This is a genomic window from Allokutzneria albata, assembly GCF_900103775.1.
Lineage (GTDB): Bacteria > Actinomycetota > Actinomycetes > Mycobacteriales > Pseudonocardiaceae > Allokutzneria > Allokutzneria albata.
The window spans coordinates 5509284-5535445 of the sequence record NZ_LT629701.1 but is presented as its reverse complement, the minus strand read 5'-3'; the positions used below and the strand labels follow the sequence as shown (position 1 = coordinate 5535445).

28 protein-coding genes and 1 riboswitch are annotated in these 26162 nt (G+C 71.1%); of the genes, 18 read left to right on the top strand and 10 right to left on the bottom strand.

Annotation, left to right across the window (positions count from 1 at the left end; translation table 11 throughout):
* The first annotated feature begins 6 nt into the window (after nt 1-6).
* On the top strand, nt 7-1275 hold the full coding sequence (locus BLT28_RS24795) for an RNA polymerase sigma factor (RefSeq protein ID WP_030427497.1): 1269 nt from the start codon (nt 7-9) through the stop codon (nt 1273-1275).
* 17 nt (nt 1276-1292) lie between these two features.
* Here BLT28_RS24795 and BLT28_RS24790 read toward each other — a convergent pair whose 3' ends face one another.
* Nucleotides 1293-1862 (bottom strand): dihydrofolate reductase family protein, encoded by a 570-nt coding sequence (locus tag BLT28_RS24790; protein ID WP_030427498.1) that lies wholly within the window; start codon nt 1860-1862, stop codon nt 1293-1295.
* A gap of 46 nt (nt 1863-1908) precedes the next feature.
* Here BLT28_RS24790 and BLT28_RS24785 point away from each other — a divergent pair, with 46 nt between their 5' ends.
* The 6 genes from BLT28_RS24785 (at nt 1909) to BLT28_RS24760 (ending at nt 6613) form a co-directional block, all read left to right on the top strand.
* Nucleotides 1909-2490: a TetR/AcrR family transcriptional regulator gene (locus BLT28_RS24785; RefSeq protein WP_030427499.1), complete on the top strand. Its 582-nt coding sequence runs from the start codon at nt 1909-1911 to the stop codon at nt 2488-2490.
* Nucleotides 2491-2513: 23 nt separating this feature from the next.
* Nucleotides 2514-3131 (top strand): pentapeptide repeat-containing protein, encoded by a 618-nt coding sequence (locus BLT28_RS24780; RefSeq protein WP_231950413.1) that lies wholly within the window; start codon nt 2514-2516, stop codon nt 3129-3131.
* 93 nt (nt 3132-3224) lie between these two features.
* Complete coding sequence (locus BLT28_RS24775) at nt 3225-4463, top strand: MFS transporter (RefSeq protein ID WP_043810242.1); 1239 nt, start codon at nt 3225-3227, stop codon at nt 4461-4463.
* Entirely contained in the window at nt 4464-5426 is a 963-nt protein-coding gene (locus BLT28_RS24770) for a DMT family transporter (RefSeq protein ID WP_231950411.1), read from the top strand.
* An 18-nt stretch (nt 5427-5444) separates the two neighbouring features.
* Nucleotides 5445-6296, top strand: coding sequence for a bifunctional methylenetetrahydrofolate dehydrogenase/methenyltetrahydrofolate cyclohydrolase (locus BLT28_RS24765; RefSeq protein ID WP_197683896.1), 852 nt, complete (start codon nt 5445-5447; stop codon nt 6294-6296).
* A 14-nt stretch (nt 6297-6310) separates the two neighbouring features.
* The gene (locus tag BLT28_RS24760) at nt 6311-6613 is read left to right on the top strand and encodes a DUF3017 domain-containing protein (RefSeq protein WP_231950409.1); all 303 of its coding nucleotides are present in this window, start codon (nt 6311-6313) and stop codon (nt 6611-6613) included.
* Here BLT28_RS24760 and BLT28_RS24755 read toward each other — a convergent pair.
* Both BLT28_RS24755 and BLT28_RS24750 read right to left on the bottom strand, forming a co-directional pair.
* Nucleotides 6606-7388 (bottom strand): alpha/beta fold hydrolase, encoded by a 783-nt coding sequence (locus BLT28_RS24755; RefSeq protein ID WP_030427505.1) that lies wholly within the window; start codon nt 7386-7388, stop codon nt 6606-6608. The two genes, BLT28_RS24760 and BLT28_RS24755, sit on opposite strands and share 8 nt — an antisense overlap.
* Nucleotides 7381-8028, bottom strand: coding sequence for a TetR/AcrR family transcriptional regulator (locus BLT28_RS24750; RefSeq protein WP_052406901.1), 648 nt, complete (start codon nt 8026-8028; stop codon nt 7381-7383). Before BLT28_RS24750 ends, BLT28_RS24755 begins: the two co-directional genes overlap by 8 nt.
* A gap of 158 nt (nt 8029-8186) precedes the next feature.
* On the opposite strand from BLT28_RS24750, the gene BLT28_RS24745 reads away from it, so the two are divergent.
* The gene (locus BLT28_RS24745; protein ID WP_231950408.1) at nt 8187-9026 is read left to right on the top strand and encodes an inositol monophosphatase family protein; all 840 of its coding nucleotides are present in this window, start codon (nt 8187-8189) and stop codon (nt 9024-9026) included.
* A 19-nt stretch (nt 9027-9045) separates the two neighbouring features.
* On the opposite strand, the gene BLT28_RS24740 is transcribed toward BLT28_RS24745, so the two are convergent.
* From BLT28_RS24740 to BLT28_RS24725, 4 genes are all read right to left on the bottom strand, one after another.
* Entirely contained in the window at nt 9046-10362 is a 1317-nt protein-coding gene (locus BLT28_RS24740) for an aminodeoxychorismate synthase component I (protein WP_030427508.1), read from the bottom strand.
* A gap of 16 nt (nt 10363-10378) precedes the next feature.
* The gene (locus BLT28_RS24735; RefSeq protein ID WP_081900032.1) at nt 10379-11143 is read right to left on the bottom strand and encodes an ABC transporter permease; all 765 of its coding nucleotides are present in this window, start codon (nt 11141-11143) and stop codon (nt 10379-10381) included.
* Nucleotides 11140-12093: a daunorubicin resistance protein DrrA family ABC transporter ATP-binding protein gene (locus BLT28_RS24730; RefSeq protein WP_030427510.1), complete on the bottom strand. Its 954-nt coding sequence runs from the start codon at nt 12091-12093 to the stop codon at nt 11140-11142. Before BLT28_RS24730 ends, BLT28_RS24735 begins: the two co-directional genes overlap by 4 nt.
* 79 nt (nt 12094-12172) lie before the next feature.
* Nucleotides 12173-12739 carry a PadR family transcriptional regulator gene (locus BLT28_RS24725; RefSeq protein WP_043810243.1) on the bottom strand — a complete coding sequence of 189 codons (567 nt, stop codon included), beginning with the start codon at nt 12737-12739 and terminating at the stop codon, nt 12173-12175.
* Nucleotides 12740-12844: 105 nt separating this feature from the next.
* On the opposite strand from BLT28_RS24725, the gene BLT28_RS24720 reads away from it, so the two are divergent.
* From BLT28_RS24720 to BLT28_RS24675, 10 genes are all read left to right on the top strand, one after another.
* Nucleotides 12845-13684 (top strand): TatD family hydrolase, encoded by an 840-nt coding sequence (locus BLT28_RS24720; protein ID WP_030427512.1) that lies wholly within the window; start codon nt 12845-12847, stop codon nt 13682-13684.
* Nucleotides 13681-15015: a resuscitation-promoting factor gene (locus BLT28_RS24715; RefSeq protein WP_052406902.1), complete on the top strand. Its 1335-nt coding sequence runs from the start codon at nt 13681-13683 to the stop codon at nt 15013-15015. Before BLT28_RS24720 ends, BLT28_RS24715 begins: the two co-directional genes overlap by 4 nt.
* Before the next feature lie 107 nt (nt 15016-15122).
* A complete protein-coding gene (rsmA, locus tag BLT28_RS24710; protein ID WP_030427514.1) occupies nt 15123-15989 on the top strand; it encodes a 16S rRNA (adenine(1518)-N(6)/adenine(1519)-N(6))-dimethyltransferase RsmA in 867 nt (288 codons plus the stop codon).
* Between the two features lie 167 nt (nt 15990-16156).
* Nucleotides 16157-16247, top strand: a riboswitch (SAM riboswitch).
* Between the two features lie 212 nt (nt 16248-16459).
* Nucleotides 16460-17473: a methionine ABC transporter ATP-binding protein gene (locus tag BLT28_RS24705; protein WP_030427515.1), complete on the top strand. Its 1014-nt coding sequence runs from the start codon at nt 16460-16462 to the stop codon at nt 17471-17473.
* The gene (locus tag BLT28_RS24700; RefSeq protein WP_030427516.1) at nt 17470-18153 is read left to right on the top strand and encodes a methionine ABC transporter permease; all 684 of its coding nucleotides are present in this window, start codon (nt 17470-17472) and stop codon (nt 18151-18153) included. Before BLT28_RS24705 ends, BLT28_RS24700 begins: the two co-directional genes overlap by 4 nt.
* Before the next feature lie 26 nt (nt 18154-18179).
* Nucleotides 18180-18995 (top strand): MetQ/NlpA family ABC transporter substrate-binding protein, encoded by an 816-nt coding sequence (locus tag BLT28_RS24695; protein ID WP_030427517.1) that lies wholly within the window; start codon nt 18180-18182, stop codon nt 18993-18995.
* A gap of 57 nt (nt 18996-19052) precedes the next feature.
* Complete coding sequence (locus tag BLT28_RS24690; protein ID WP_172806536.1) at nt 19053-20009, top strand: 4-(cytidine 5'-diphospho)-2-C-methyl-D-erythritol kinase; 957 nt, start codon at nt 19053-19055, stop codon at nt 20007-20009.
* Nucleotides 20010-20121: 112 nt separating this feature from the next.
* Nucleotides 20122-21909 carry an ABC-F family ATP-binding cassette domain-containing protein gene (locus BLT28_RS24685; RefSeq protein WP_030427519.1) on the top strand — a complete coding sequence of 596 codons (1788 nt, stop codon included), beginning with the start codon at nt 20122-20124 and terminating at the stop codon, nt 21907-21909.
* 47 nt (nt 21910-21956) lie between these two features.
* On the top strand, nt 21957-23597 hold the full coding sequence (locus BLT28_RS24680; RefSeq protein WP_030427520.1) for a fatty acyl-AMP ligase: 1641 nt from the start codon (nt 21957-21959) through the stop codon (nt 23595-23597).
* Between the two features lie 100 nt (nt 23598-23697).
* On the top strand, nt 23698-24255 hold the full coding sequence (locus BLT28_RS24675) for a 3'-5' exonuclease (protein ID WP_030427521.1): 558 nt from the start codon (nt 23698-23700) through the stop codon (nt 24253-24255).
* Here BLT28_RS24675 and pth read toward each other — a convergent pair.
* The 3 genes from pth to BLT28_RS24660 form a co-directional block, all read right to left on the bottom strand.
* Nucleotides 24252-24836, bottom strand: coding sequence for an aminoacyl-tRNA hydrolase (gene pth / locus BLT28_RS24670; RefSeq protein ID WP_030427522.1), 585 nt, complete (start codon nt 24834-24836; stop codon nt 24252-24254). The two genes, BLT28_RS24675 and pth, sit on opposite strands and share 4 nt — an antisense overlap.
* A gap of 90 nt (nt 24837-24926) precedes the next feature.
* Entirely contained in the window at nt 24927-25544 is a 618-nt protein-coding gene (locus tag BLT28_RS24665) for a 50S ribosomal protein L25/general stress protein Ctc (RefSeq protein ID WP_030427523.1), read from the bottom strand.
* A gap of 293 nt (nt 25545-25837) precedes the next feature.
* On the bottom strand, nt 25838-26158 hold the full coding sequence (locus BLT28_RS24660; protein ID WP_030427524.1) for a hypothetical protein: 321 nt from the start codon (nt 26156-26158) through the stop codon (nt 25838-25840).
* Nucleotides 26159-26162: the final 4 nt, after the last annotated feature.

The following is a 26162-nucleotide window of genomic DNA, read 5'->3' as shown; positions in this document are numbered from 1 at the left end:
CGCGTCGTGGCGGCTACGGCGGAAGACAAGGCGCACCGGGCGATCGAGGCGGTCTGGCGGATCGAGTCGGCGCGGCTGATCGCGGGCCTCGCGCGCTTCATCCGCGACGTCGGCCTGGCCGAGGAGTTGGCGCAGGACGCGTTGGTGGCCGCGCTGGAGCAGTGGCCGGAGTCGGGGGTGCCGAACAACCCCGGGGCCTGGCTGATGTCCGTCGCGAAGCGGCGCGCGATCGATCTGGTGCGGCGCAAGGAGAACTTCGCCCGCAAGCTGGAGGAGATCGGCCACCGGCTCGAGGTCGAGGGCGAGGGCGTCGACCTGGAGTACGACCCCGCGCTCGACGGGGAGATCGGTGACGACCTGCTGCGGCTGGTGTTCACCGCCTGCCACCCGGTGCTCTCCACCGACGCGCGGGTCGCGCTGACGCTGCGCCTGCTCGGCGGGCTGACCACCGACGAGATCGCGCGGGCCTTCCTGGTCGCGGAACCGACGGTGGCCCAACGGATCGTGCGCGCCAAGAAGAACCTGGAGAAGGCGAAGGTCCCGTTCGAGGTGCCGCAGGGGGAGGACCGCGCGCGGCGGTTGTCCTCGGTGCTCGAGGTGATCTACCTGATCTTCAACGAGGGGTACTCGGCCACGGCGGGAGACGACTGGTTGCGGCCGGAGCTGTGCGCGGAGGCGCTGCGCCTCGGCCGCGTCCTGGCCGGGCTCGTGCCGAAGGAGCCGGAGGTGCACGGCCTGGTCGCGCTGATGGAGATCCAGGCATCGCGGTCCAGGGCGCGCACCGACGCCTCGGGCAAGCCGATCCTGTTGCTGGAGCAGGACCGTTCGCGCTGGGACCAGTTGCTCATCCGCCGCGGGCTCGCCGCGCTCGAACAGGCCGAGAATCTCGGTGGCGCGCACGGTCCCTACGCGCTCCAGGCCGCGCTCGCCGCCTGCCACGCCCGCGCGCGGACCGCGGAAGAGACCGACTGGGAACGCATCGCGGGCCTCTACGAGGTGCTGGCGAAGGTGACGCCCTCGCCGATCGTGGAGCTGAACCGCGCGGTCGCGGTCTCGATGGCTTTCGGTCCCGCGGCGGGCCTTGAGGTGGTCGACGAACTCGTGGACGTGCCCGCGCTGAAGAACTACCACCTGCTGCCGAGCGTGCGCGGGGACTTCCTGTTCAAGCTCGGCAGGTTGCCCGAGGCGAAGGCGGAGTTCGAGCGGGCGGCGTCGTTGACGCGCAACTCCCGCGAGCGCGACCTGCTGACCGACCGCGCCCGCGAATGTTCGTGATCATGGCTTCGTGCAGGTCATAGCCTGCTGTAAGTCATGAACGCCATGCCGCTGTCGAAGACCCGGTGCGCGGTGAGCCGGAAGCCGGTCGCGCGGAACTCGCCGTCGAACAGCGGGATGCCCGAGCCCGCGACGATCGGGTAGATCTTCACCAGCAGCTCGTCGATCTCCTCGCGCAGCGCGCCCGCGAGGACTCCTCCGCCGCAGAGCCAGATCCCCTTGCCCTCCTGGGCTTTCAGCTCCCTGACCTTGGCGACCGGGTCGCCGGGGACGATCTCCACGTCGGGGTGCTGCTGCTCGAGCCCGGTGGAGAACACGTACTGGCGGAGGTGCGCGTACGGGCTGCGGATTCCTTCCTTGAGCACGACCTCGTAGGTTCCGCGGCCCATCAGCACCGTGTCGAAGTGCCGGGGTTCCGACGGCGGCAGTCCGACCGCCGCCGCCACGTGGGTGGGGAGGGTCTCCGGGTACTCAGCCGTCATCACCGCGTTGTGGTCGCCCTCCCACGGGAAGAAGTCCGCCGCGCCGTCCGGCGTCGCGATAAAACCGTCCACTGTGGACGCGATGTAGTAGCTCAGCGTGCGCACGCCGCCCCTCCCGTCAAAGTACTGTGTCTGTAGTACTATAAGCAGAGTGGTTAGGCAACCGAATATCGAACGACGGACCGCGCTGGTCGACGCGGCGATCGAGGTGCTGGCGGCGGAGGGCGCGCGCGGGCTGACCTTCCGCGCGGTCGACGAGGCCGCCGGAGTGCCGAAGGGCACCGCCTCCAACTACTTCGCCAGCCGTGAGGACCTGTTCAACCAGGTCGGCGGGCGCATCCACACGAGGCTCGGCCCGGAGCCCGCGGCGCTGTCCACCAACATGCTCGCGCCGCGCACACGGGAAGCGGTGGTGTGGCTGATGACGGAGATGGTCCAGCGGATCATCGATGACCGCACCGGCTACCTGGCGTTGCAGGAGCTGCGGTTGGAGGCGACCCGGCGGCCGGAGCTGCGCGCAGCGCTGACCGCGACCGTGCGCGCGAACCTCGAAGGCAACATCCGCCAGCACACCGGTTCGGGCCTGCCGGGGGACGTGGATTCCGTGGTGCTGCTGTACTTCTCGCTCACCGCGCTGATCGTCGAGCAGCTGACGCTGCCGGACGTGCTCGACGGCTACGAGCTCGAAGGACTCGTCCGGATGTTCGTGGAACGGGCCATCCCCGCTGACTGACCGGCTGTGGCAGGGTGCTTGGGGTGGACGAGGCGATCGAGGATTCAGTGCCACCGCCGGTGGTCGGCGAAGACTTCGCCGACGCCGTGTTCGCGAACGAGGTGTGGGAGGACTGCGCCTTCGAACGATGTTCCTTCGTGGACGCGGACCTGCGCGGGCTGATCACGAAGAACTGCACCTTCGTCGCGTGCGACTTCACCGGCGCGGACCTGTCCGAGTCCCAGCACCGCATCACCGCGTTCCGGCAGTGCACCTTCCGCCGCGCCGATCTCAGCGAATCGCAGATGCACGGCTGCTCGCTGCTCGGCTCCCAGTTCGGCGACTGCAGGCTGCGCCAGTGGCAGCTGCACGACACCGACCTGACCCTCGTCGGGCTCAGCGGCGCCGACCTCAAGGACTCCTCGTTGTCCGGGCTGCGGATGCGCGAGGCCAACCTCAACGAGAGCGATCTGCGCGGGGCGGACCTGACCAAGTGCGACCTCACCGGTGCGCGGATGCTCGACGCCCGGCTGGCCGATGCCGACCTGCGCGGGGCGAAGCTCGGCGCGGATGCCCTGGTCCAGGCCGATCTGCGCGGTACCAAGGTGGATCTGGAGATCGCGGTCGGCTTCGCGGCGGCGCATGGTCTCGTGATCGAGTGAGCAGGGCAATGCCCACGGCTTCGAATGCCGTCATTTGTACAGCTCCTACTCAAGAGGGTCGCCACGAACGGGTGGCGCAGCGACACTGTCCGGGTGAGCAGCCCCTACAAAGACCTCGCCGGAATACCGCACCTGCGGGCGTTGCTGGGCTGGTCGATCGTCGGTCGTCTGCACATGGCCGGAATCTCGATCGCGATCACCTTCCTCGTGGTGGAGTGGACTGACTCCTACCTGATCGCGGGGGTCGTGGTCGGCGCGGTCACGTTGGGGCAGGGCATTTCCGGGCCGTTGCGCGGCAAGGCCGCCGACCGCGGCTCGGCACCGCGGCTGCTCGCCGTCAGCGGGACGCTGCACACGGCGGGTCTGCTCACGCTCGCGGCGTTACCCGGGGCCTGGTGGCCGATCGCGCCGGTGATCGGGCTGGCCACGGGCCTCTTCATGCCGCCGGTCGGCCAGATCGTGCGCGCGGTGTGCACCAGAGCGGTGGACCGCGACAAGCACAACGCGGTGTTCTCGATCGAGGCGATCGTCCAGGAGCTGGCGTTCCTGATCGGACCGACGCTGATCGCGGTCGCCGCCGGGATCAGCGGTGGGCGCGCGGGTCTGGTGCTGAGCGCGGCCATGGTGGCGTCCGGCGTGCTCGGGTTCGCGCTGACGGTGCGCCGCTCCGGGTACGGCACACCCGACCCGGACTCCATCCAGGTCAGCCAGAGCGCGAAGACCTCGATCCTGCGCCACCGGGGCGTGGTGCCGCTGCTCGCCGTCGCCACCGTCATGCTCGGTGCCTTCACGGTCACCGACATCGCGATCATCAACTGGGCCAACGAGCGCGGCACTCCCGCGTTGATCGCCGTGATGGTCACGGTGTGGGGGATCGGCTCGCTGATCGGCGGCCTGGCCGCGGGCGCGTTCAAGGGGGAGCCGAGCCTGGCCCGCCGCGCCGGGCTGTTCAGCGCGGGCATGATCGCGATCGCACTCGTCCTGCCGCCGTTGCTGGACCCGTCGCCGTGGCTGCTCGGCGTGCTGCTGGTGATCACCGGACTGGCCATCGCCCCGGCCATCGCGACCGCGAACACCTGGCTCGGCGACCTGGTGCCCGAGGGCAGGCTGGCCGAGGCCTTCGGCTGGCAGGCCACCGCGACCACGGCCGCGGGGGCGCTGGCCTCGCCGCTGGCCGGGTTCCTGCTGGACCTGTCCGGCCCGGCGGCCGCCGTCGGCGTCAGCGGTCTGCTCGCGGTGGTGGGCACCCTTTTGGCGATCCGTGCTGGCCGCGTACGGAACGTTGCGCTTTCGGAACCGTCTCGTCGCGTGGTGGTCGGCAACGATGCCTAGGTGCATGAAACCGCTGTAGCACCGCAAACACGCGGGCTGGCCCGAGGGCTCGGGGTGCTCGCCGCACTGGGCACCGGCATGTTGCTGGCGGTCCAGTCCCGGATCAACGGCGAACTCGCCCACCGGCTGGGCGACGGGCTCGTGGCCGCGCTGATCTCCTTCGGCAGCGGCCTCCTCGTGCTGCTGGCCCTGGTGCTCGCGCTGCCCGTGGGCAGACGCGGGGTGCGCAGGGTGCGGGAGGCGCTCAGCGGCGGTGCGCTGTCGTGGTGGCACTGCGCCGGTGGCGTGTGCGGAGCGGTCTTCGTGCTCAGTCAGGGACTGACGATCACCTCGCTCGGCGTCGCCGTGTTCACCGTCGCCGTGGTGACCGGTCAGGCGGCGAGCAGCCTCGCCGTGGACCGGGTCGGTTTCGGCTCGGACGGCCCGAGACCGTTGAGCGGCAACAGGGTCGCGGGGGCGGGACTGGCCGTGGTCGCGGTGATGATCGCGGTCTCCGACCGGTTCGAGCAGCCGTCCCTGCTGTGGCTGGCCGCGCTGCCGCTGCTGGCCGGGATCGGGATGGGGTGGCAGCAGGCGGCCAACGGGCTGGTGCGTGCGCGGGCCGGGTCGGCACTGCCCACCGTGATGATCAACTTCTTGGTCGGGACGCTGGCGCTGACCGCCGTGCTGCTCGTGCGGCTGCTCGTGGCGGGCGCCCCGGTCACCTTTCCGGGCGAACCCTGGCTCTACATCGGCGGCCTGCTCGGCACCGTCGCCATCGGCGCGGCCGCCGCGCTGGTCTCCACGACGGGCGTGCTGCTCTTCGGGCTCGGCCAGGTGGCGGGCCAGCTCGTCGGCGCACTGCTGCTGGACCTCGTGGTTCCCGCCGCGGGCGACCACCTCACCGCCGCGACGGTGCTCGGCACCCTGCTCACCGTCGCCGCCGTCGGCATCGCGGCGCTGCCGCACAGGGCCACCCGCTGATCTGCCACGATGGAAGTCGTGAGTGCGACGATCCTTGACGGCAAGGCCACAAGAGACGCGATCTTCGACGATCTGCGGACCCGGGTAACCGCACTGCGCGAGCGGGGCGTGACGCCGGGCCTTGGCACCGTGCTGGTCGGCGACGACCCCGGATCGCACGCCTACGTCCGCGGCAAGCACAACGACTGCGCGAAGGTCGGCGTGACCTCGATCCGCCGGGACCTGCCCGCCGACTCCACCCAGGCCGAGGTGGAGGCGGTGCTCGACGAGCTCAACGCCGACCCCGCGTGCACGGGCTACATCCTGCAGCTGCCGGTGCCCAAGCACCTCGACTCCGGCGCGCTGCTGGAGCGGATCGACCCGGACAAGGACGCCGACGGCCTGCACCCGGTGAGCCTGGGCCGTCTCGTGCTCGGTGAGCCGGGCGCGCTGCCGTGCACCCCGCGCGGCATCGTGGAGCTGCTGCGCCGCTACGACGTCCCGATCGCGGGCGCGCACGTGGTGGTCGTCGGCCGCGGGGTGACCGTGGGGCGGCCGCTCGGGCTGCTGCTGACGCGGCGCTCGGAGAACGCGACCGTGACCCTGTGCCACACCGGCACGAAGGACCTGGCCGCCGAGGTGCGCCGCGCCGACATCGTGGTCGCCGCCGCGGGCAGCCCGGCGCTGATCACCCCGGAGATGGTCAAGCCGGGCGCCGCCGTGCTCGACGTCGGCATCACCCGCACCGAGGCCGGGCTGGTCGGCGACGTGCACCCCGGGGTCCGGGAGGTGGCCGGGCACGTGGCCCCGATGCCGGGTGGCGTCGGGCCGATGACCAGGGCCATCCTGGTCAGCAACGTCGTCGAGGCAGCAGAGCGGGCGGCGCGATGAACGCGGAGCAGCACTTGCTTGACGACCACGAGCCCGACCTGCCCCCGGAGCCGCCGAAATCGCAGCGGTGGCAGGTGCACGTGCCCTACCTGGTGGTGATGGGCGCCGTGGTGATCGGCTTCGTGCTGATCATGCTCTACCGCTGGCGGATGGGCTCCGGCGCGATCGCCGGGGCGCTGCTGCTGGCCGCGACCTTCCGCGCGGTGCTGCCGCCGGAGCGGTGCGGCCTGCTGGTCATCCGCACCCGGCTGACCGACATCGTCACCTACGGCGGGCTCGGGCTGCTGATCACCTACGTGGCGCTGACGATCACCTGAGGAAGGCCAGCACGTCGCGGTGGTACTCCCGCTTCGTGATCACCCCGTGCCCGGCCCCCGGGTACATGACGAGCGTGCCGCCGGGCATCCTGGCGGCCGTCTCGGCGAACATCTCCGGCGTCCAGAAGTGGTCCCGCGCGCCGCAGATCACCAGCGTCGGCGTGGTGACCCGGGGCAGCCGGTCGTAGACGTCGAAGCCGTCCTCGGCGGTCATCATCGCCAGCATGTCCGAGGGGTCCTTCGGCTTGGGCAGCACCAGGCCCACCGCCCACAGCAGCCCGCCGAGCACCGCTCGCGGCACGCGGTGCTTCACCATGCCGGGCACCAGCAGGTGGTAACCGGGCCTGCCCTGGGCGAGCCGCCGCGCCATCTCCAGCTGCGCGCCCTTGGCCACCGGGCCGAGCGCGTACGCGGTGCTGGCCACCACGCCGCGCCGCACCACCTCGGGGTGGTCGACGATCAGCTGGAGCGCGATGGAGCCGCCGGTGGAGTGGCCGATCACGTCGACCGGCTCGCGGAAGTACTCGTGCAGCGCCTTCGCGTGGTCGTCGGCGACATCGCTCATCGTGCTGCCGAGGCGCATGCCTGGCTTGCGGTTGACGAAGTAGACCTTCCGCCCGGCGGCGACGAACGGCCGCATCGTCCGCGCCAACATCTTCCTGCCGGTGGGCGAGGGGTTGTGGTGCGAGGGGTTGAAGCCCGGCAGGTACACCAGTGGTCTGCCCTCGCCCGCGGTGAAGTAGGGCAGGCCGCCGGGCAGGACACCTTCAGACATAGGTCGGCGACATCTCGGTGACCAGTGCGCGGACCGGTGCGGTGGTGAGCCCGTTGGCGACGAACTCGATCAGCTGGTCCAGCACGACCGGGTAGACGTCCTCGGCGAACTCGTCGCGGTGCAGCGGCAGCAGCAGCACCGCCTGCATCAGGCCGATCACCGCCTCCGGGCTGATGTCGATCAGCTTGCTGCTGCGCTGGGCGCGGCGGAAGAACTCCCCGAGCGGCAGGTTGACCTGCTCGCGGACCTCGGCGGCGCGTTCGGGGTCGATCCGCCTGCTGACCGCCTGCATCTCCTCGGGATGGGTGACCAGGCGGCGGTAGAGCGGGTTGTCGTCGAGCACCCGCAGCGTCGCGCGCAGGAAGTCCTTGATCGCGGTCCGCAGGTCGGGCGCCTTGGTCAGCACCTCGTCCAGCAGCTGCTTCTGCACCTGGGGCGCCTGGCGCAGCATCAGCTCCAGGTACAGCGCCTCCTTGGACTCGAAGAAGGCGTAGAAGCTGCTCTTGGCGATGTTCGCCGGCTTCACCAGGTCGTCGAGCGAGGTTTTGCGCAGGCCCTGGGTGGTGAACAGGTTCTCGCCTGTTCGCAGCAGGATCTCGGTGATCCTGGTGCGGTCTGCGGCGCTGAACGGCGTGGGCATGCGGTCTCCAATAAACCCATGAACAATCAGAATTCTTGTTCGCTGCGGAAGCTACGCCTGGCCACGGCCTCGTGCAAGGGCGACACAGGATGATTGAGAGCGCGGCCCATCGGGGCACCCGGTGAGCACACCGTCGCTGTCGTCATCGAGGAGCCCCTGTGAGCGAACTGGACCTGGACATCGAACGCCGCATCTCCTGGCCGGTCCCAGAGCCCGAGTTGTCCGACGACATCCACCCCGCGCTCGCCGACGCCGTGCGGGCGGCCGCGACCGCCTACCGCGCGTCGAGGCACCGGTTCGGCAGGGACGATCTTGCCGTCGTGGTGGCCCAAGGGGCGGACGGCACGCCGACGATGCGCGTGGACGAACTCGTGGAGAACGCGATCGCCGAGGCCGCGACCCGGCACGGGGTCAACCTGCTCAGCGAGGAGGTCGGGTTCCTGGACAACGGCTCGGCCACCACCCTGGTGCTCGACCCGATCGACGGTTCGGCGAACGCGGCCGCCGGGGTGCCGTTGTCCTGCGTCGCGGGGGTGGTCGCGGTGGACGGTGTGGCGACCGAGGCGGTCACCTGCTGGCTGGACACCGGGCGCGTGTGGTGGGCCAAGGCCGGGGAGCCGACGCCGTACCGGACCACCGGGCGGACGTCCGTCGAGGGTTCGGAGCTGTGCCTGCTGCGGCCCAAGCCGGGCTCGCGGGACGCGTGGATGCGGGTGGCCTCGCGCGCCGACCGGGTCCGGGTGCTCGGCACGACGGCGCTGGAGTGCGCGTTGGTGGCGGAGGGCTCGGTGGACGGTTTCGCCGATCCGGGCTCGGACACCCACCGGATCATGGACCTGGCCGCGGCGCTGGTGACCGTGCCCGCGGCGGGTGGCGTGGTGCTCGACGCCTTCGGCCGCCCGTTCGTCCTCGACCCGGACCTCTCCCGTCGCTGGTCCGGCGTCGCCGCCGCCACTCCCGCGCTCGCGGAGGAGCTCCTCGCCCTCATCGCGGGCTGACCCCGGGGGTTGTGGGCGCTCAGCGGAGGGCCGTGGGGAGGTGGGTGGCGAGCAGGGTCTCGATCGGGGCCGCCTTGGTCAGGCATTCCTGCCACTCCGCGGCCGGATCGGAGTCCGCGGTGATGCCGCCGCCGACGCCGAGGCGCACGGTGCCGCCGTGGAACTCCAGCGTCCTGATGACCACGTTCAGCTCCGTGCCCGCGACGGGGGAGGCCAGCCCGATCGCGCCGCAGTAGGCCTCGCGCGGGGTCGCCTCCAGCTCCGCGACGATCTCCAGTGCGCGGATCTTGGGGGCCCCGGTGACCGAGCCGGGCGGGAAGGTCGCCGCCAGCAGCTCACTGTCGTCCACTGTGGACGGAAGCATTCCCTCCACAGTGGACACGAGGTGCCACACCCCCGGTGCCGGGCGGACGGCGAGCAGTTCGGGGACGGTGACGCTGCCCGTCGCGCAGACCCTGCCGAGGTCGTTGCGCACCAGGTCCACGATCATCACGTTCTCCGCTACGTCCTTTGTGGACTGTCGGAGCAGGCGCGCGTTCCCGTTGTGCTCCGGCAGCCTGCGGGGGAGCGTGCCCTTGATCGGACTGGACCGGACGATGCTCCCCCTGCGGGAGAGGAACAACTCCGGCGAGAACGAGGACAGCGCGCCCCATTCGCCTGCCAGATAAGCGGATCGGATCGGCCGCAGCCTGCCGACCCCGGCCGCGTAGACCTCGCCGGGATCGCCGTCGAACGCGGCGGAGAACTCCGAGCACACGTTCGCCTGGAAGATCTCCCCCTCGCCGATCGCGGCGACGCACGCGCGCACGGCGTCCATGTGCAGCTCCGCCGACGGCCGGGCGAGGTGGCCCGCCGTCCAGGGCCGCGCGGGCGGGTCCTCGCCGCGGTCGACGAGCGCGATCAGCTCGGCCGCCAGCTGCTCCGGTGCGGGCTGGCCGTCGGGCACCAGCGCCTCGGCCCACCACCGGCCGCGCCGGTCCTGGCGCAGCACGTGATCGGCCCAGCCCCACACCGCGTTCGGCAGCCGCCTGGGGATGTCCCACGCGCCCGGATCGGTCAGCCCGTAACCGAGGTAGCCGAACCAGCCGCCGCCGATCGCGTCAGCCGGGGCCGAGGTGACCGCGACGGAGGGCTGCTGGCCGGGGATGGCGAACGCCTCGGCGTCGTCGACCGGCTCCGCCGACAGCGTCGGGGCGATCACCGCCCGCGAACCGAACCAGTCCCCGACCAGCGCGGCGGGCGGGGCGAGGCCGAGCGCCCGCGCGCGCTCCGACAGGCGCCGGAACACCCGCTCCGGCGCTGTGTCGGAGGCCAGGGGCCAGGCTACGACTCGCACGATGGCCCATCATGGGCTAGGAATCCTGCCGCTGGTAGGTCCTGGTGCCCCACAACACGGTCACGGCGGTCAGCGCCACCGCCACCAGGGAACCCGTCAGCACCACCGGATCCGCGATCCGCCCGGCGAAGAGCGCACGCTCCGCGTCCACCACGTGACTGAGCGGGTTCAGCACGGACAGCCAGCGCAACCAGTCCGGGGCCAGGCTCATCGGCAGCAGCAGCCCGGAGAGCAGCACCACCAGCACCGAGAGCTGGCTCATCGTCGGCGCGAACATCCACTCGCGGTCCAGCATCCGCAGCGCCACCGCGTTCGACACCGCGGCCAGCGCGATCGCGACGAGGCCGATCAGCAGCAACCCCAGGAGTGCTCCGGGAACCGAGGCGCGCAGGCCGAACAGCACTCCCACGACGACGAGCAGCACGGACTGCGCGACGAGCGTCACCGCGTCCTTCGCCACCCGGCCCAGCAGCAGTGCCGTCCGGCTCAGCGGTGTCACCCGCATCCGCTCGATCACCCCGGAACGGTGCTCGAAGATCACGCCGAATCCCGCCATGCCCGGGCTGAGGATCGCCAGCTGCACCAGGAGTCCCGGCACGAAGAACTGCCAGGAGTTGCCGTCCGGAGCGCCGAAGCGGTCGCCGAGCGGCTGGAGCAACGGTCCGAACAGGACCAGGAACAGCACGGGCTGGAACATCGCGAACGCGAGCGTCAGCGGGGAGCGCCACAGCGGGCGCATCGCGCGCGAGCAGACCAACCAGGAATCGTGCAGCAGCTTCACGCCGCCACCTCCCCGTGCAGCGAACGACCGGTGACGCTCTGGAAGACGTCGTCGAGCGTCGGCCGCTTCACCGTGACCGAAGCCAGTTCGATGTCTTTGTCCCGCAAGGCGTTCAGCAAGACCGGCAGTGCTTCGTCGCCGCGTCGCACGCGCAGCCGCACCACGTCGCCGTCGACCGCGACATCGCTTGTGCCGTCGATGCCGTCAGCGACCTGACCGGCCGCGCTCGCTCCACTGTGGACGGTCATGGTGACCGCGTCCCCGGAGACCGAGCGCTTCAGCTCGTCCGGGCTGCCGCTCGCCACGATCACCCCGTTGTCGATCACCAGGAGCCGGTCGCACAGCGCGTCGGCCTCGTCCAGGTAGTGCGTGCTGAGGAAGACGGTCATGCCGCGCTCGTCGCGCAGCCCGCGGATGCGGTCCCAGAGCGCGGCGCGGCTGGTCGGGTCGAGTCCCGTCGTCGGCTCGTCGAGGAACAGCAGTTCCGGCGAGTGCACCAGGCCCATCGCGATGTCGAGCCTGCGTCGCTGACCGCCGGAGAGCGTCGCGACCTGACGATCGCGGAGTTCGCCGAGATCCAGTTCTGCCAGCAGTTCCGAGCACCTCGACCTGGCTTTCGCGCGGTCCAGACCGTAGAAGCGGCCCTGCATCTCCAGTTCCTCGCGCACCGGGTAGTCGAAGGCCAGCGTGCCGCTCTGCGCGACGTAGCCGATCCGCCGGCGCACGCCGTCGGGATCGGTGAGCAGGTCGCGCCCGGCGACGCGCGCCTGCCCGCTGGTCGGCCGCAGCAGCGTGGTCAGCATGCGCAGCGTCGTGGTCTTGCCCGCGCCGTTCGGGCCGAGGAAGCCGACGAGCTCACCCGCTGCCACGTCCAGGTCGACGCCGCGGACGGCTTCAACGGACCCGTGCTTTCCGGCGAAACGCCTGGTGAGGCCGCGAACCCTGATCATCTCACTCCTTGTTCAAGTCCACTTAGTCAAATTTGACTAGCGTCAGCTTGGGGCACGGCCCGAAGGTTCGTCAAGTTCCTCAGGCGGTCGTCCAGCCCTGGTATGCGCCGTCCTCGATCTTGGCGAGCAGGGTGCGCACCCACGCCAGCTCCGCCGCAGCCAGCCCGCCGGTGAGGTCGAACAGCTCGCTGACGTGCAGCGGCGTGTGCCCCATGGCGCGCACGGTCTCCTTGCCGGACTCGGTGAGCAGCGCGTCGGCTTCCAGCTGGGTGATCCGCTGCTTCAGCAACGGGATCAGCTCCTCGCGCGGCATGTCCGGCAGCAGCGCGGTCGCGGCCATCAGCGAGTCGTAGGTCCGGTTGCGCCCGATCCACGCGGCGCGCAGCAGGTTGCGGTACTCGGCCTCGCCCGCGTCGGTCATCTCGTAGACCGTGCGCGCCACGTTGCCCGCGTCGCGCTCGTCCTCCACCACGCGCAGCAGTCCGGTGCGCGCCATCGACTTCAGCGCGTGGTAGACCGAGCCGGGCGCGACGTTGGCCCACTCGTCCATCCGCCAGCTCAGCAGGCCCTGCCTGATCTGGTACCCGTGCGCGGGCTGGTACCTGCGCACCGCACCCAGCACGACCAGCCGCGTCGTCGCCGACATCGTCCCCTCCCGGAGCCGGATAAGGCGGCCAACTCCGCCAACCGTAGGCTAGGCCGCCGTGTGCACCCGTCTGCTGACTCCCTGTCGCCGTCCGGCGGTGCCGAGGTGAGCGGGGAACGCAAGGGCGAGCGCCCGCCGCTCCCGGAACCCCTCCCGGCGCCGGCCGTGGACTCGCACACCCACCTGGACGCCTGCGGCTGCGTGACCGCCGAGGACGTCGCCGCCGCGATGGACAGGGCGAACTCCGCCGGTGTCGCGCGGGCGATCACCGTCGCCGACGACCTCGCCGCCGCCCGGTGGGCCGCCGAGGCCGCGACCTGGGACGAGCGGGTCTTCGCCGCCGTCGCCATCCACCCGACCAGGACCTCGACCTTCACCGACGCCGACCGCGCCGAGCTCGAGAAGCTGGCCGCCCAGCCGAAGGTGGTCGCCATCGGCGAGACCGGGCTGGACTACTACTGGGACTACTCGCCGCACGACGCGCAGGCCGAGGCGTTCCGCTGGCACATCGACCTGGCCAAGCGGGTCGGCAAGCCGTTGATGATCCACGACCGCGACGCGCACGAGGACATCCTGCGCGTGCTCGGCGAGGAGGGCGCGCCGGAGACGGTCGTCTTCCACTGCTTCTCCGGTGACGCCGACTTCGCCCGCCGCTGCCTGGACGCCGGGTACGTGCTGTCCTTCGCGGGCGCGGTCACCTTCCGCAATGCCAAGGCGCTGCGCGAGGCCGCCCTGCTGGTCCCGGCCGAGCAGCTGCTCGTCGAGACCGATGCCCCCTTCCTCACCCCCCATCCGTTCCGCGGCAGGCCGAACGAGCCCTACTGCGTCGCGTACACCCTGCGCGACCTCGCCGAGCTGCGCGGGGACGACCTCGCCGAGCTGGCCGCCGCCACCACCGCCACCGCCGAACGGGTCTTCCGGTTCCAGGAGGTAGTCGCGCCGTGAGCGATCCCGGCTATGAACCCCACGAGGACGTGACCGAGCGCACGGTCGAGATCCCGGTGGTTGTCGACGACGCCGATGTCCATTACGGTCCCGTGACCGACAGCCGGGGTGGGGACATCCCGGGCGGTCAAGGAGCCTCCACCCTGGTGGGGGCGGTGCCGGAGTCCTGTCGGGGGAACACCGGTGACCAGCACGACCGTTCGCCCCTGCCCGGACGCCCGACGTCTGGACCACCTGTGAAGAGCACGATGGTCAGGGCGGCAGCCGCCGCCACCCTCCTGGTCGTCACCACCGGCGGAGCCACCGCCGTCGCGATGGACAAGACGGTCACCATCACCGTCGACGACGAGCAGCGCCAGGTGCACACCTTCGCCGGCACCGTCGACGGCGCCCTGGACAGCGCCGGGCTGAGCGCGGGCGCCAAGGACGCGCTCGCCCCCGCGGCGCACGCCGCGATCATCGACGGCAGCCGGATCGTGCTCAAGCGCGGCCGCAAGCTCATGCTCACCGTCGACGGCCGCAAGCGCGAGGTGTGGACCACCGCGCTCACCGTCGACGAGGCCATGCGCCACCTCGGCATGCGCCACGACGGCGCGCTGCTGTCCGCCGACCGGCACCAGCGCATCCCGCTGGAGGGCATGGCGCTGGACCTCAAGACCGCCAAGCTGGTCACCCTCGTCGACGGCGGCCAGCCCGCCCGAGAGGTGGCCACCAACGCCACCACGGTCGAGGAGCTGCTGCGCGAGCAGAACGTCGCGCTGGCCCAGGACGACACCGTGAAGCCCGACGCGAAGACCCCGCTCACCGGCGAGAAGCTGCAGATCGAGGTCACCAGGATCCGCTTCACCGAGTCGACCGAGAAGGTCAAGATCGACCCGCCGGAGGAGAAGCAGGAAGACTCCTCGATGAACAAGGGCGAGAAGGAAGTCGTCGAGGAGGGCGAGCCGGGCGAGAAGGAGGTCACCTACAAGGAGATCTCCGTCAACGGCAAGCGCACCAAGAAGGAAGAGCTGCGCAGCAAGGTCCTCAAGGAGCCCAAGCCGCGCAAGGTCAAGGTCGGCACCAAGCCGATCGCCGACGCCGCGGTCTGGGACCGGCTCGCGCAGTGCGAGGCCACCGGCAACTGGTCGGCGGTCAGCGCCAACGGCCGCTACCACGGCGGTCTCCAGTTCGACCGGCAGACCTGGCAGGCGTACGGCGGCGGCGCCTACGCCCCGGTGGCCAGCCAGGCCACCCGCGAGCAGCAGATCGCCATCGCCACGAAGGTCCGCGACCGCCGCGGCGGTTACCAAGCCTGGCCGCACTGCTCCGCCAAGCTCGGTCTCCGCTGACGTCCCGGGGTTCGCGCACCGAATGAGTCATTGGGGTGGTTGAACGCACCCAATGACTCATTCGGTGCGAAAGCGTGGGCCGGGAGCGGGGCGGCTAGGGTTCGGGTGTGGATGAGCGGGTAGGGGATGTGCGGCTGCTCGGGCCCGCCGATGTGCGGCGCCTGGCCGAGGAGCTGGGGGTTCGGCCCACCAAGAAGCTGGGCCAGAACTTCGTGCACGACCCCAACACCGTGCGGCGGATCGTCGCGGGGGCGAACCTCACCGCCGACGACGTCGCCCTGGAGATCGGCCCCGGGCTCGGATCGTTGACGCTGGCGCTGCTCGACGCGTGCCGGGCCGTGGTGGCGGTCGAGATCGACCCGGTCCTCGCGTCCCGGCTGGAGCGCACCGCCGCCGAACAGGCCCCCGGCCTGGCGGAGCGGCTGACCGTGCTGCCCGCCGACGGGATGCGGGTCACCGCCGCCGACTTCCCGCAGCCGCCGACCGCGTTGGTGGCGAACCTGCCCTACAACGTGTCCGTGCCGGTCGTGCTCCACCTGCTCGCCGAGCTGCCGTCGCTGCGGCACGGGCTGGTGATGGTCCAGTCCGAGGTCGCCGACCGGCTGGCCGCGCGGCCCGGCAGCAAGGTCTACGGCGTGCCCAGCGTCAAGGCCGCCTGGTACGCCGACGTCCGCAGGGCCGGGCCGGTGCCGCGGGCGGTGTTCTGGCCGATCCCCAACGTCGACTCCGCCCTGGTGTCCTTCGTGCGCCGCGATGCTCCATCCACAGTGGACCGTGAGGCGGTTTTCTCCTTGGTGGACGCGGCTTTCGCGCAGCGCCGCAAGACGTTGCGAGCGGCGCTTGCCGGCTGGGCCGGTTCGGCCGCGCTCGCCGAGCGCTACCTCGTGGCGGCGGGCGTGGACCCCTCCACCCGCGGGGAGCAGTTGGACGTCGCCGACTTCGCCCGGATCGCGCAGGCCCGTACCTCAGGCTGAGACCGGTATCACCATGCGGGAATAACTCACGTCCGCGAGGCGTTCACCAGGGCGTTCAGTGTTCTCCGAAGGCTTTCGGTGTTCAGTGTGATGTGTCGAACGATCCGGCGCCTGAGGCCCGAAACGACTTGCCTCTGTCCGTCCTCGTCGGTTCTACTGTCCGCAGCAATCCATCCCGAGCGGCCGAGAGACCTGGCTCAGCGACGCCGCAGCAACCACCCGGAGACGGGCAGGTGCTAACGCCAGGACCGATGGAGTCCTCATGCTTCGCCCACCGATGTCCGCACGTCGACCCAACCTGGTCCGTCGACGCTGTGTCGACCAGTGCCTCCGCACGGTGAGTGGCTGTCGCCGCGTATCCCGCACCGACGCCTGACCACCTCCTCACCCCCTTCCACCCCTTTCACCGTCCACTGTGGACGGTTTCGGAGCGCTGCCGCCACGAGCGGCGGCCGTGCCATGGAGTCATCGTGATCACTGTTGAGAACCTGACCAAGAGCTTCCCCGGCCGAGGGGGCGAGGTCCGCGCGCTGGACGGCGTCTCCCTGGAGGTTCCCGCCGGCACGATCCTCGGCGTCGTCGGCACCAGCGGCGCCGGCAAGTCGACCCTGGCCCGCTGCATCGCGCTGCTGGAGCAGCCCGACTCCGGTTCGATCCGGGTGGACGGCACCGACCTGGTCAGCCTCTCCGGTGCCGCGCTGCGCGCCGCCCGCAGGCAGATCGGCGTCGTCCCGCAGACCGACTCCCTGCTGCGCCAGCGCACCGCCGCGGGCAACATCGCGCTCCCGCTGGAGGCCGCGAAGGTGCCCGGCCCGCAGCGCAAGCAGCGGGTGGCCGAACTGCTGGAGCTGGTCGGCCTCTCCGACAAGGCGGCGAACTTCCCCGACCAGCTCTCCGGCGGTCAGCGGCAGCGGGTGGCCATCGCCCGCGCGCTCGCCGCGAGCCCGTCGGTGCTGCTCGCCGACGAGCCGACCTCGGCGCTGGACCCGGAGACCACCGGCTCGGTGCTGACCGTGCTCGACCGCGTGCGTTCCGAGCTGGGCGTCACGGTCCTCGTGGTCACCCACGACATGGCCGTCGTCCGCCGCATCTGCGACGACATCGCGGTGCTGGAGCAGGGCCGGGTGGTGGAGAACGGCAAGGTGCTCGACCTGATCTCCGCGCCGGGCAGCCGGACCGCCTCGGCGCTGCTGCCCGAGCTGGACCAGGTCTCCCAGCAGCACAGCGCCACCTACGACCGGGTCGCCGACGTCGTGCTCGTCGGCTTCGCCGCCATCGGCGCGCTGCTGCCCGAGGCCGCCAGCAGGCACGGCGTCGAGCTCTCGCTGCTCGGCGGCGGCATGACCCGCCTCAACGACACCCCGGTCGCCCGCTTCCGCATCGCGCTCAACGGCGAGCGGGCCGACGCCGCCCTCAAGTGGATCGGCGAGCGCGGCGCCGTCGTCCGCCACAAGCCCACCCTGGTTGCGGGGACTGCTGCGTGAGAACCGAAACACCCTGGTCCACTGTCTTCGAGCTGCTCGCGGAAACGGGGTGGGAGACGCTGTACATGGTGGCGTTGTCCGCCGTGTTCGCGCTCATCGGCGGCCTGCCGCTCGGTGTGCTGCTGCACGTGACCGCCCCGGGCGGCCTGCGCCCCCAGGTGTTCACCCACCGCGTGCTCAACTTCGTCGTGGACGTCGGCAGGTCCCTGCCGTTCGTGATCCTGCTGATCGCGTTGCTCCCGGTGACGCGCTCGATCGTCGGCACCACGCTCGGCAGCACCGCCGCCGTGGTCCCGCTGACGGTCGGCGCGATCCCGTTCCTCGCCCGGCTCGTCGAAGGCGCGCTGCGCGAGGTCGACACCTCCGTCGTGGAGGCCGCGATCACCACGGGCGCGACCAAGCCGCACATCGTGCGGGGCGTCCTGCTCCGCGAGGCCGCGCCCGCCCTGGTCGCCGGGATCGGCGTCACCGTGATCGCGCTGATCGGCTACTCCGCCATGGCGGGCGTCGTCGGCGGCGGTGGTCTCGGTGACCTCGCGATCCGCTACGGCTACCAGCGCTTCGACACCCGGGTGCTGATCAGCACCGTCGTGGTGCTCGGCGTCTTCGCCCGCCTCGTCCAGTTCCTCTTCGACCTCGGCGCCCGCGGTATCGACCGCCGTCGCCGGGTCACCGCCTGAACCTCCAGTAAGGACATCGAATCCCCATGCGTCGTATCCGCACGCTCGCCGCCGCCGCACTCGTCACCGCCAGCGCACTCGTGCTGGCCGCCTGCGGAGGCGCGGACCCCGCCAAGGACCCCAACGCCGCCATCCGGGTCGGCGTCAGCCCCGTCCCGCACGCCGAGATCCTGCGCTACGTCGCGGACAACCTGGCCAAGGACAAGGGCATCAAGGTCGACGTCGTCGAGATCAACGACTACGTCACGCCGAACACCGCGCTCGCCGAGGGCCAGCTGGAGGCCAACTACTTCCAGCACAAGCCCTACCTGGACGAGTTCACCGGCGCCCGCAACATCAAGCTCCAGCCGGTCGGCGCGGTGCACATCGAACCGCTCGCGGTGTTCTCCAAGAAGGTCAAGAAGATCGAGGAGCTGCCGCAGGGCGCGAAGGTCGCGCTGCCCAACGACCCGAGCAACCTCGCCCGCTCGCTGAACCTGCTCGCCTCCACCGGCCTGATCAAGCTCAAGCCGGGCACCGAGGCCAAGGCCACCAAGCAGGACGTGGCCGAGAACCCCAAGCGGGTCGAGCTGCTGGAGACCGAGGCCGCCCAGCTGCCGCGCAGCCTGGACGACGCCGACGCCGCCGTGGTCAACGGCAACTACCAGCTGGAGGCCAAGCTCGACCTGAAGACCGCGCTCGCGGTGGAGAAGGCCGAGGGCAACGCCTACGCCAACCTGCTGGTGACCCGGCCGGAGCTGGCCGAGGACAAGCGGGTCAAGGCGCTGGCCGAGCTGCTGCGCTCGCAGCAGGTGCGCGACTACATCGGCAAGACCTTCCCGGGTGGTGTGATCCCCGCCTGAAAATCGGTGAACGCGTGAGCAGGGGGCGCGGGGCCGTAGGCTGGCAGGGTGCTTGCCGTGGTCCCGCCCCCTGTCACCGTCCGTGCCCCCGCCAAGGTGAACCTCCACCTTGCGGTTGGTGACCTGCGTGAAGACGGTTATCACGAGCTGATGACCGTCTTCCAGGCCCTGTCCCTCAACGACGAGGTCACCGTCGCCCAGGCCGACGAGCCGGGCATCGAGGTGGTCGGGGACGGGGCCGACCTGGTGCCCGACGACGCCTCCAACCTGGCCTGGCGCGCGATCGAGGCGCTGGCCGAACGAGCGGGGCGCGATCCGGACGACCCCCGGGTGCGGGTGGTCATCCGCAAGGGCATCCCGGTCGCCGGCGGCATGGCGGGCGGCAGCGCCGACGCGGCCGCCGCGCTGGTCGCCGCCGCCGCGCTGTGGCGGATGGAGATCGGCAGGGACGAGCTCTCCGAGATCGCCGCGACCATCGGCAGCGACGTGCCGTTCTGCCTGCACGGCGGGACCGCGCTCGGCGCGGGCCGGGGCGAGCGGCTGGTGCCCGTGCTGACCAGGCACACCTTCCACTGGGTCATCGCGCTGGACAAGGGCGGGCTGTCCACCCCGACCGTCTTCGCCGAGCTGGACCGGCTGCGCGCCGAGGGCCGTCCGCCCCGGGTCGGCTCGGTCGAGCCGGTGCTCGAAGCGCTGGCCACCGGGGACCCGCGCCAGCTCGCGCTGCTGCTGGGCAACGACCTGCAGGCCGCCGCGGTGTCGCTGCGGCCCACCCTGCGCCGCACGCTGCGCGCGGGGGTGGACGCGGGCGCGCTCGCCGGCATCGTCTCCGGCTCCGGCCCGACCTGCGCTTTCCTGTGCTCCTCCGCCGACGCCGCCGTCCGGGTGGCCGCGGAGCTCTCCGGCGCGGGCGTCTGCCGTAGCGTTCGGGTGGCGCAGGGCCCGGTGCACGGGGCGCGGGTAATCGGCGGCGACGACACGCCGCGGCCCGTCCCGCCCGAGGTCCACGCCTAGCCGTTGTGCACTGGATGAGTCATTGAGGTACTTGAGCGCCCCGAATGACTCGTTCAGTGCGCTCAACGCACCGAATGAGTCATTCAGGGCCACCACTGTGATGTGAGGATTGATGGCCAACCTGGTCAACCTGGAGTCCGTCAGCAAGAGCTTCGGCGTGCGCCAGCTGCTCGACGGTGTCTCGCTCGGCGTGAACGAGGGCGACCGCATCGGCGTCGTCGGGCTCAACGGCGGTGGCAAGACCACGCTGCTGGAGATCCTCGCCGGGCTGGAGCCACCGGACTCCGGCAGGGTGAGCCACAACCGGGACCTGAACTTCGCCGTGGTCACCCAGCGCAGCGAGCTGCCGAAGGGCTCGACGATCCGGCAGAACGTGATCGAGCCGCTGGGCTTCGACGCCGAGCACGAGTGGGCCGCCGACGCCAAGGTGCGCTCGGTGCTGGACGGGCTCGGCGTGAGCGAGCTGGGCCTGGACACGGTGATCGACCCGCTCTCCGGCGGGGAGCGGCGCCGGGTCGCGCTGGCCGCGGCGCTGGTCCGCGATCTCGACCTGATCATCCTGGACGAGCCGACCAACCACCTCGACGTGGAGGGCGTGCAGTGGCTGGCCGACCACCTCGGCGGGCGCCGCTGCGGGCTGGTGGTGGTCACCCACGACCGCTGGTTCCTGGACACCGTGTGCACCCGCACGTGGGAGGTCGTCAACGGCACCGTCGAGCAGTACGAGGGCGGTTACGCGGACTGGATCTTCGCGCGCGCGGAGCGGGCCCGGCTCGCCGCCACGCTGGAGGAGAAGCGGCAGAACCTCGCTCGCAAGGAGCTGGCGTGGCTGCGCAGGGGCGCCCCGGCGCGCACCTCCAAGCCCCGCTTCCGGATCGAGGCGGCCGAGGCGCTGATCGCCGACGTGCCGCCGGTGCGCGACACCGTCGAGCTGATGAGCTTCGCCAAGCGCCGCCTGGGCAAGACGGTGATCGACATCGAGGACGCCACGCTGCGCATCCCGGACGGCCGCACGCTGCTGGAGCGCACGACCTGGCTGGTCGGCCCCGGCGACCGGGTCGGGCTCGTCGGCGTGAACGGCTCCGGCAAGACCACGCTGCTGCGGGCGCTGGCCGGGGAACGCGAACTGGACGGCGGCACGCGCAAGCAGGGGCAGACCGTGCGCCTGGCGCACCTGTCGCAGGAGCTGCACGACCTGCCGATGACCATGCGGGTGCTCGAGGCCGTCGAGGACGTGGCGCGGCGCGTGGTGCTCGGCAAGTACGAGCTGTCCGCGTCGCAGCTGGCCGAGCGCATGGGTTTCCCGGCCAGCCGCCAGTGGACGCCGGTCGCCGACCTCTCCGGTGGTGAGCGCAGGCGGTTGCAGCTGACCAGGCTGCTGATGTCCGAGCCGAACGTGCTGCTGCTCGACGAGCCCACCAACGACCTCGACATCGACACCCTGCAGCAGCTGGAGGACCTGCTCGACTCCTGGCCGGGCACCATGATCGTCGTCTCGCACGACCGCTACCTGGTCGAGCGGGTCTGCGACACCGTTGTCGCCCTCTTCGGCGACGGCAAGATCACCAAGCTGGTCGGCGGGATCGAGGAGTACCTGAAGCGGCGCGCTGCCATGCGCGAGGCGGGAACGGCGACCTCGGTCGGCTCCGGGACCGCCGCGCCCAAGCCGAAGTCCTCCGCGGCGGAGGAGCGCGCGGCGCGCAAGGAGCTGGCCCGCCTGGAGCGCAAGCTCGCGCAGCTGGAGAGCAAGGCCGCCAAGATCGAGGAGAAGCTGGTCGCGGCGGGCTCGGACGTGGACAAGCTGGTCGAGCTGGACGCGGAACTGCGCGCGGTGAAGTCCGAGCAGGCCGAGGTCGAGGAGCAGTGGATGGCCGCGGCCGAGGTCGTTGAAGCAGGTTGATCTCATGACTGTCCACTGATCGTCTGACTGGCTTAGGCTCCGAAACCATGAGCCAGTTCATCGAGGCACTGGTGAGCAGGGCGCGGTCCACCGACCGCGGCCTGACCACCGGCGTTCCCGCCGCTCCCCGGCGCAGGACCTGGGGTGAGGTGCACGAGGAAGCCAACAGGGCCGCCGCCGCCCTCGTCGAAGCGGGTGTGCGCAAGGGCGACTCGCTCGCCGTTCTCGCCGCCGACCCCGCGCCGATCGCCGCCGCCGTGCAGGCGAGCTGGCTGGCCGGGGGCAGCGTGACCATGCTGCACCAGCCCACACCGCGAACAGACCTGGCCGTGTGGGCCGAGGACACCCTCAAGGTGCTCGGCATGATCGGCGCCCGGCGGGTGCTGCTCGGTGCGCCGTTCGACGCGCTGGCGGACACTTTGCGCCAGCACGGCATCGAATTCTTGTTGATCGAAGAGCTGCGCTCGCACCCGGCGCCCTTGGTCGAACCGGTGGAGACCGGCGAGGACGACGTCGCGCTGCTCCAGCTCACCAGCGGCTCGACCTCGGACCCGAAGGCCGTGCGGATCAGCCACGGTGGCCTGTGGGCCAACATCCAGGCGATGGTGACGACGGCGAAGATCGACGTCGACCGGGACGTGCTCGTGTCCTGGCTGCCGCTGTTCCACGACATGGGCATGGTCGGCTTCTTCACCGTGCCGATGACCCTCGGCGCCGAACTGGTCAAGGCCTCGCCCGCGGAGTTCGTCGGGCGGCCGCTGATGTGGCTCGAACTGATCAGCAAGTACCGCGGCACGGTGACCGCCGCGCCGAACTTCGGTTACGCGGTCGCGGGTCGTCGTCTGTCCACTTTGGACGATGGAGCGATCGACCTGTCCACGCTGAGGTTCGCGCTCAACGGGGCGGAGCCGATCGACCCCGCCTCGGTGCGCGGGTTCACCGACGCCGCCGCGCGGTTCGGGCTGCGGCCGGAGTGCATGGTGAGCGCGTACGGCATGGCCGAGGCGACGCTCGGGGTGTCCTTCGCGCCGCTGGACACCGGGCTCAAGGTGGACGTCGTCGACGCGGAAGCCTTGGCGGACAAGCACATCGCGGTTCCCGCCGAGGACGGGGTCAAGTCCCGCGAGTTCCCGCTGCTCGGCCCGCCGTTGCCAGGACTGGAAGTGCAGGCGGTCAGCGAGGACGGCCGGGTGCTCGGTGAGCGCGAGGTCGGCGAGCTGCGCATCCGCGGCGATGCGGTGACCGACGGCTACCTCACCATGGACGGTCCACTGGCCACGAAGGACAGTGAGGGCTGGCTGAACACCGGTGACGAGGGCTACCTCGTGAACGGTCAGGTCGTGGTCTGCGGGCGCCGCAAGGACGTCATCATCATGGGCGGCCGCAACATCTACCCGACCGACGTGGAGCGCGCCGCCGGGGCGGTGGAAGGCGTGCGTGCGGGCAACGCCGTCGCGGTCCGGCTCGACGCCGGCGACCGGCGCGAGCGCTTCGCCGTCGCGGTGGAGTCCAAGCACGCGGGCGACGCCGCGGCGGAGAGCGCGATGAGCAAGGAGATCGCGGCCCGGGTGATGGACGCCGTCGGAGTCCGCCCCGCGGCCGTCGTGGTCCTCCCGCCCGCGACCCTGCCGAAGACGCCTTCCGGAAAGCTCCGCCGCACCGAGGCCAGGAAGTTCATCCCCTCCTGACCGCCAGGGCTCTCGCACTCATAGCGGGCTTCGTTCCCGCTATGAGTGCAGCTCGATACTGCGAGGCGTCGCGCGGGCACGGGAAGTACGCTCCGCCGTCGTGGGAAAGCGAAGCTCGGCACGGGTGCTGGTCGTGGACGTCGAGGCGACCTGCTGGGAGGGGGCACCGCCCGCCGGGCAGGTCAACGAGATCATCGAGATCGGCGTGTGCGTGCTGGACACCGCGACCCTGGAACGCGGTGAGCGCAGGGCGATCCTGGTCCGGCCGGAGCGCTCCGAGGTCAGCGCGTTCTGCACGGAGCTGACCACGCTCACCGCGGCCGACGTCGCCGATGGACTGTCCTTTGTGGACGCGTGCGCGGTGCTGCGCGAGGAGTTCGGCTCGCAGGACCTGGTCTGGGCGAGCTATGGGGACTACGACCGCAAGCAGTTCCGGCGGCAGTGCGAAGCCACCGGGGCGAAGTACCCCTTCGGTTCGCGGCACATCAACGTGAAGACGCTCTTCGCGTTGGCGCACAACCTGAAGGCAGAGGTGGGGATGGACCGCGCGGTCGAGCTGGCGGGCCTGTCTCTGGAGGGCACCCACCACCGCGGGGTCGACGACGCGTGGAACATCGCCGCGCTCCTGGCCGACCTGCTCCGCCGCGCGCGAGGCTAGGACAGCGGATGGAACTTGTTCTGGGCCGCTTCGAGGCCCAGTGACACCAGGCCCTCGACGGCGTCGGCGCACAGGTCGATGGCGAAGGCCAGTTCCTTGCGCTCGGTACTGGTGAAGTCCTTGAGCACGAAGTCGGCCGGGTCCTGGCGCCCGGGAGGACGGCCGATGCCGAAGCGGACGCGGAGGTAGTCCTTGGTGCCCAGGGACTTGGAGATGCTGCGCAACCCGTTGTGGCCGTTCTCGCCGCCGCCGAGCTTGAGCCGCACCTGGCCGAACGGCAGGTCCAGCTCGTCGTGCACGACGACCACCGAAGACGGCTCGACCTTGTAGAACCGCGCGGCGCCCGCCGTGGCGCCGCCGGAGAGGTTCATGTACGAGCGGGGCTTGGCCAGCACCACCCGGCTCCCGGAGAGCCTGCCCTCCAGCACGTCGGCGCCGGCCTTGTGCGACTTGAACTTGCCGCCGATCCGCCCGGCCAGCTCGTCGAGCACCAGGAAGCCGATGTTGTGCCGGTTGCCCGCGTAACCCGGACCCGGGTTGCCGAGGCCGACCACCAGCGCCAGCCCGTCCGTGCCGACCATGACCCTCTCCCTGGGAAGCGAGAACGGCGCGCCGCCCCTCGCGGGCGACGCGCCGTCAGCAGTGCTGGGTGCCCGACGTCGTGGGCGAAATCAGCTCTCGGACTCCGGAGCGTCCTCGACCACACCGGCGCCCTCGGCGTCGACAGCGGCCTCCATCTGGGCGGCGCTCGGGGCGGCGACGACGTTGACGAGCAGCGCCTCCGGGTCGGTCACCAGGGTGACGCCCGCGGGCAGCTCGACCTGGCCGGCCAGGATCTGGGTGCCGACAGCGGCGCCCTCGACCGAGACCTCGAAGCCGTCGGGGATGTTCAGCGCGTCGGCCTCGACCTGGATCTCGGTGGCCTCCTGGGTGATCAGGGTGCCCGAGGCGGCGGTGCCGGTGACCGCGACGGTGACGTCGACGGTGACCTTCTCGCCGCGGTTGACCAGCAGCAGGTCGACGTGCTCGATGTAGTTGCGCAGCGGGTGCGTGGTGACGGTCTTGGTGAGCGCCAGCTCACTGCCCTCACCGAGGTCCAGCGCCAGCACGGTGTTGGTGCCGTGGGTGCGCAGCACGCGGGCGAACTCCAGCGCGGGCAGGGCCACGTGCTTGGGCTCGGAACCGTGGCCGTACAGGACCGCGGGGATCTTGCCAGCGCGGCGGGTGCGGCGAGCGGCACCCTTGCCGAACTCGGTGCGCGGCTCGGCTGCGAGACGGACCTCGGACACGGTGGTGCTCCCTTGCGACGTCGGGTGATCAACTTCAGTAGTCGGCGGTCTGCGGCGGCGGGCGGCGCGGGAGGGTGTGAATGCGCGCGGCCGATGAGCCGCCGCGTCGATCACGCCGGGTGCGACGACCCGACCTCGCCGAGACAACCCGGCAAGTGTAGGCCGTGGTTTTCCCACGGCCTAACCGGGGGCTGTTTCCCGCAATCCCCCAACCCGGCGAACCGGCACGAGACCCGTGGACATGCCGAGGGCCCCGCCGGGATCGACGGGGCCCTTCCGACGCGTGGACGCCCTCAGAACAGCATGCCGACGCCGACCCCGAGAGCCGCGAGGCCGACGATCGGGCCGAAGTACTGCATCGGCACCCAGAACAGCCGGTGCCGGTTGCGGTACAGCACGGGCTGCCCCGTGGCCTGGTCGAAGCCCTGCACGGGCCGGTTCAGCCGCTCGCCGACGAACCAGATGGCCACGCCGGCCAGCAGCAGGCCGATCACGGTGCCGAGGTTGGCCGAGTCGCTGGGACCGCCGAGCGCGACACCGATGCCGCTGCCGCCCGCTCCGCCGATCGCCGCGATGAGAATGGTCAGGATTCCCCAACCGGTCCAGACGATCATGTTT

Bases quoted from the DNA above. Each gene is read 5' to 3' on its own strand.
- BLT28_RS24660 (WP_030427524.1), bottom strand. From the start codon at position 26,158: ATGATCGTCTGGACCGGTTGGGGAATCCTGACCATTCTCATCGCGGCG.
- BLT28_RS24685 (WP_030427519.1), top strand. From the start codon at position 20,122: ATGGCCAACCTGGTCAACCTGGAGTCCGTCAGCAAGAGCTTCGGCGTG.
- BLT28_RS24730 (WP_030427510.1), bottom strand. From the start codon at position 12,093: ATGATCAGGGTTCGCGGCCTCACCAGGCGTTTCGCCGGAAAGCACGGG.
- BLT28_RS24750 (WP_052406901.1), bottom strand. From the start codon at position 8,028: ATGCCCACGCCGTTCAGCGCCGCAGACCGCACCAGGATCACCGAGATC.
- BLT28_RS24695 (WP_030427517.1), top strand. From the start codon at position 18,180: ATGCGTCGTATCCGCACGCTCGCCGCCGCCGCACTCGTCACCGCCAGC.
- pth (WP_030427522.1), bottom strand. From the start codon at position 24,836: ATGGTCGGCACGGACGGGCTGGCGCTGGTGGTCGGCCTCGGCAACCCG.
- BLT28_RS24725 (WP_043810243.1), bottom strand. From the start codon at position 12,739: ATGTCGGCGACGACGCGGCTGGTCGTGCTGGGTGCGGTGCGCAGGTAC.
- BLT28_RS24755 (WP_030427505.1), bottom strand. From the start codon at position 7,388: ATGTCTGAAGGTGTCCTGCCCGGCGGCCTGCCCTACTTCACCGCGGGC.
- BLT28_RS24680 (WP_030427520.1), top strand. From the start codon at position 21,957: ATGAGCCAGTTCATCGAGGCACTGGTGAGCAGGGCGCGGTCCACCGAC.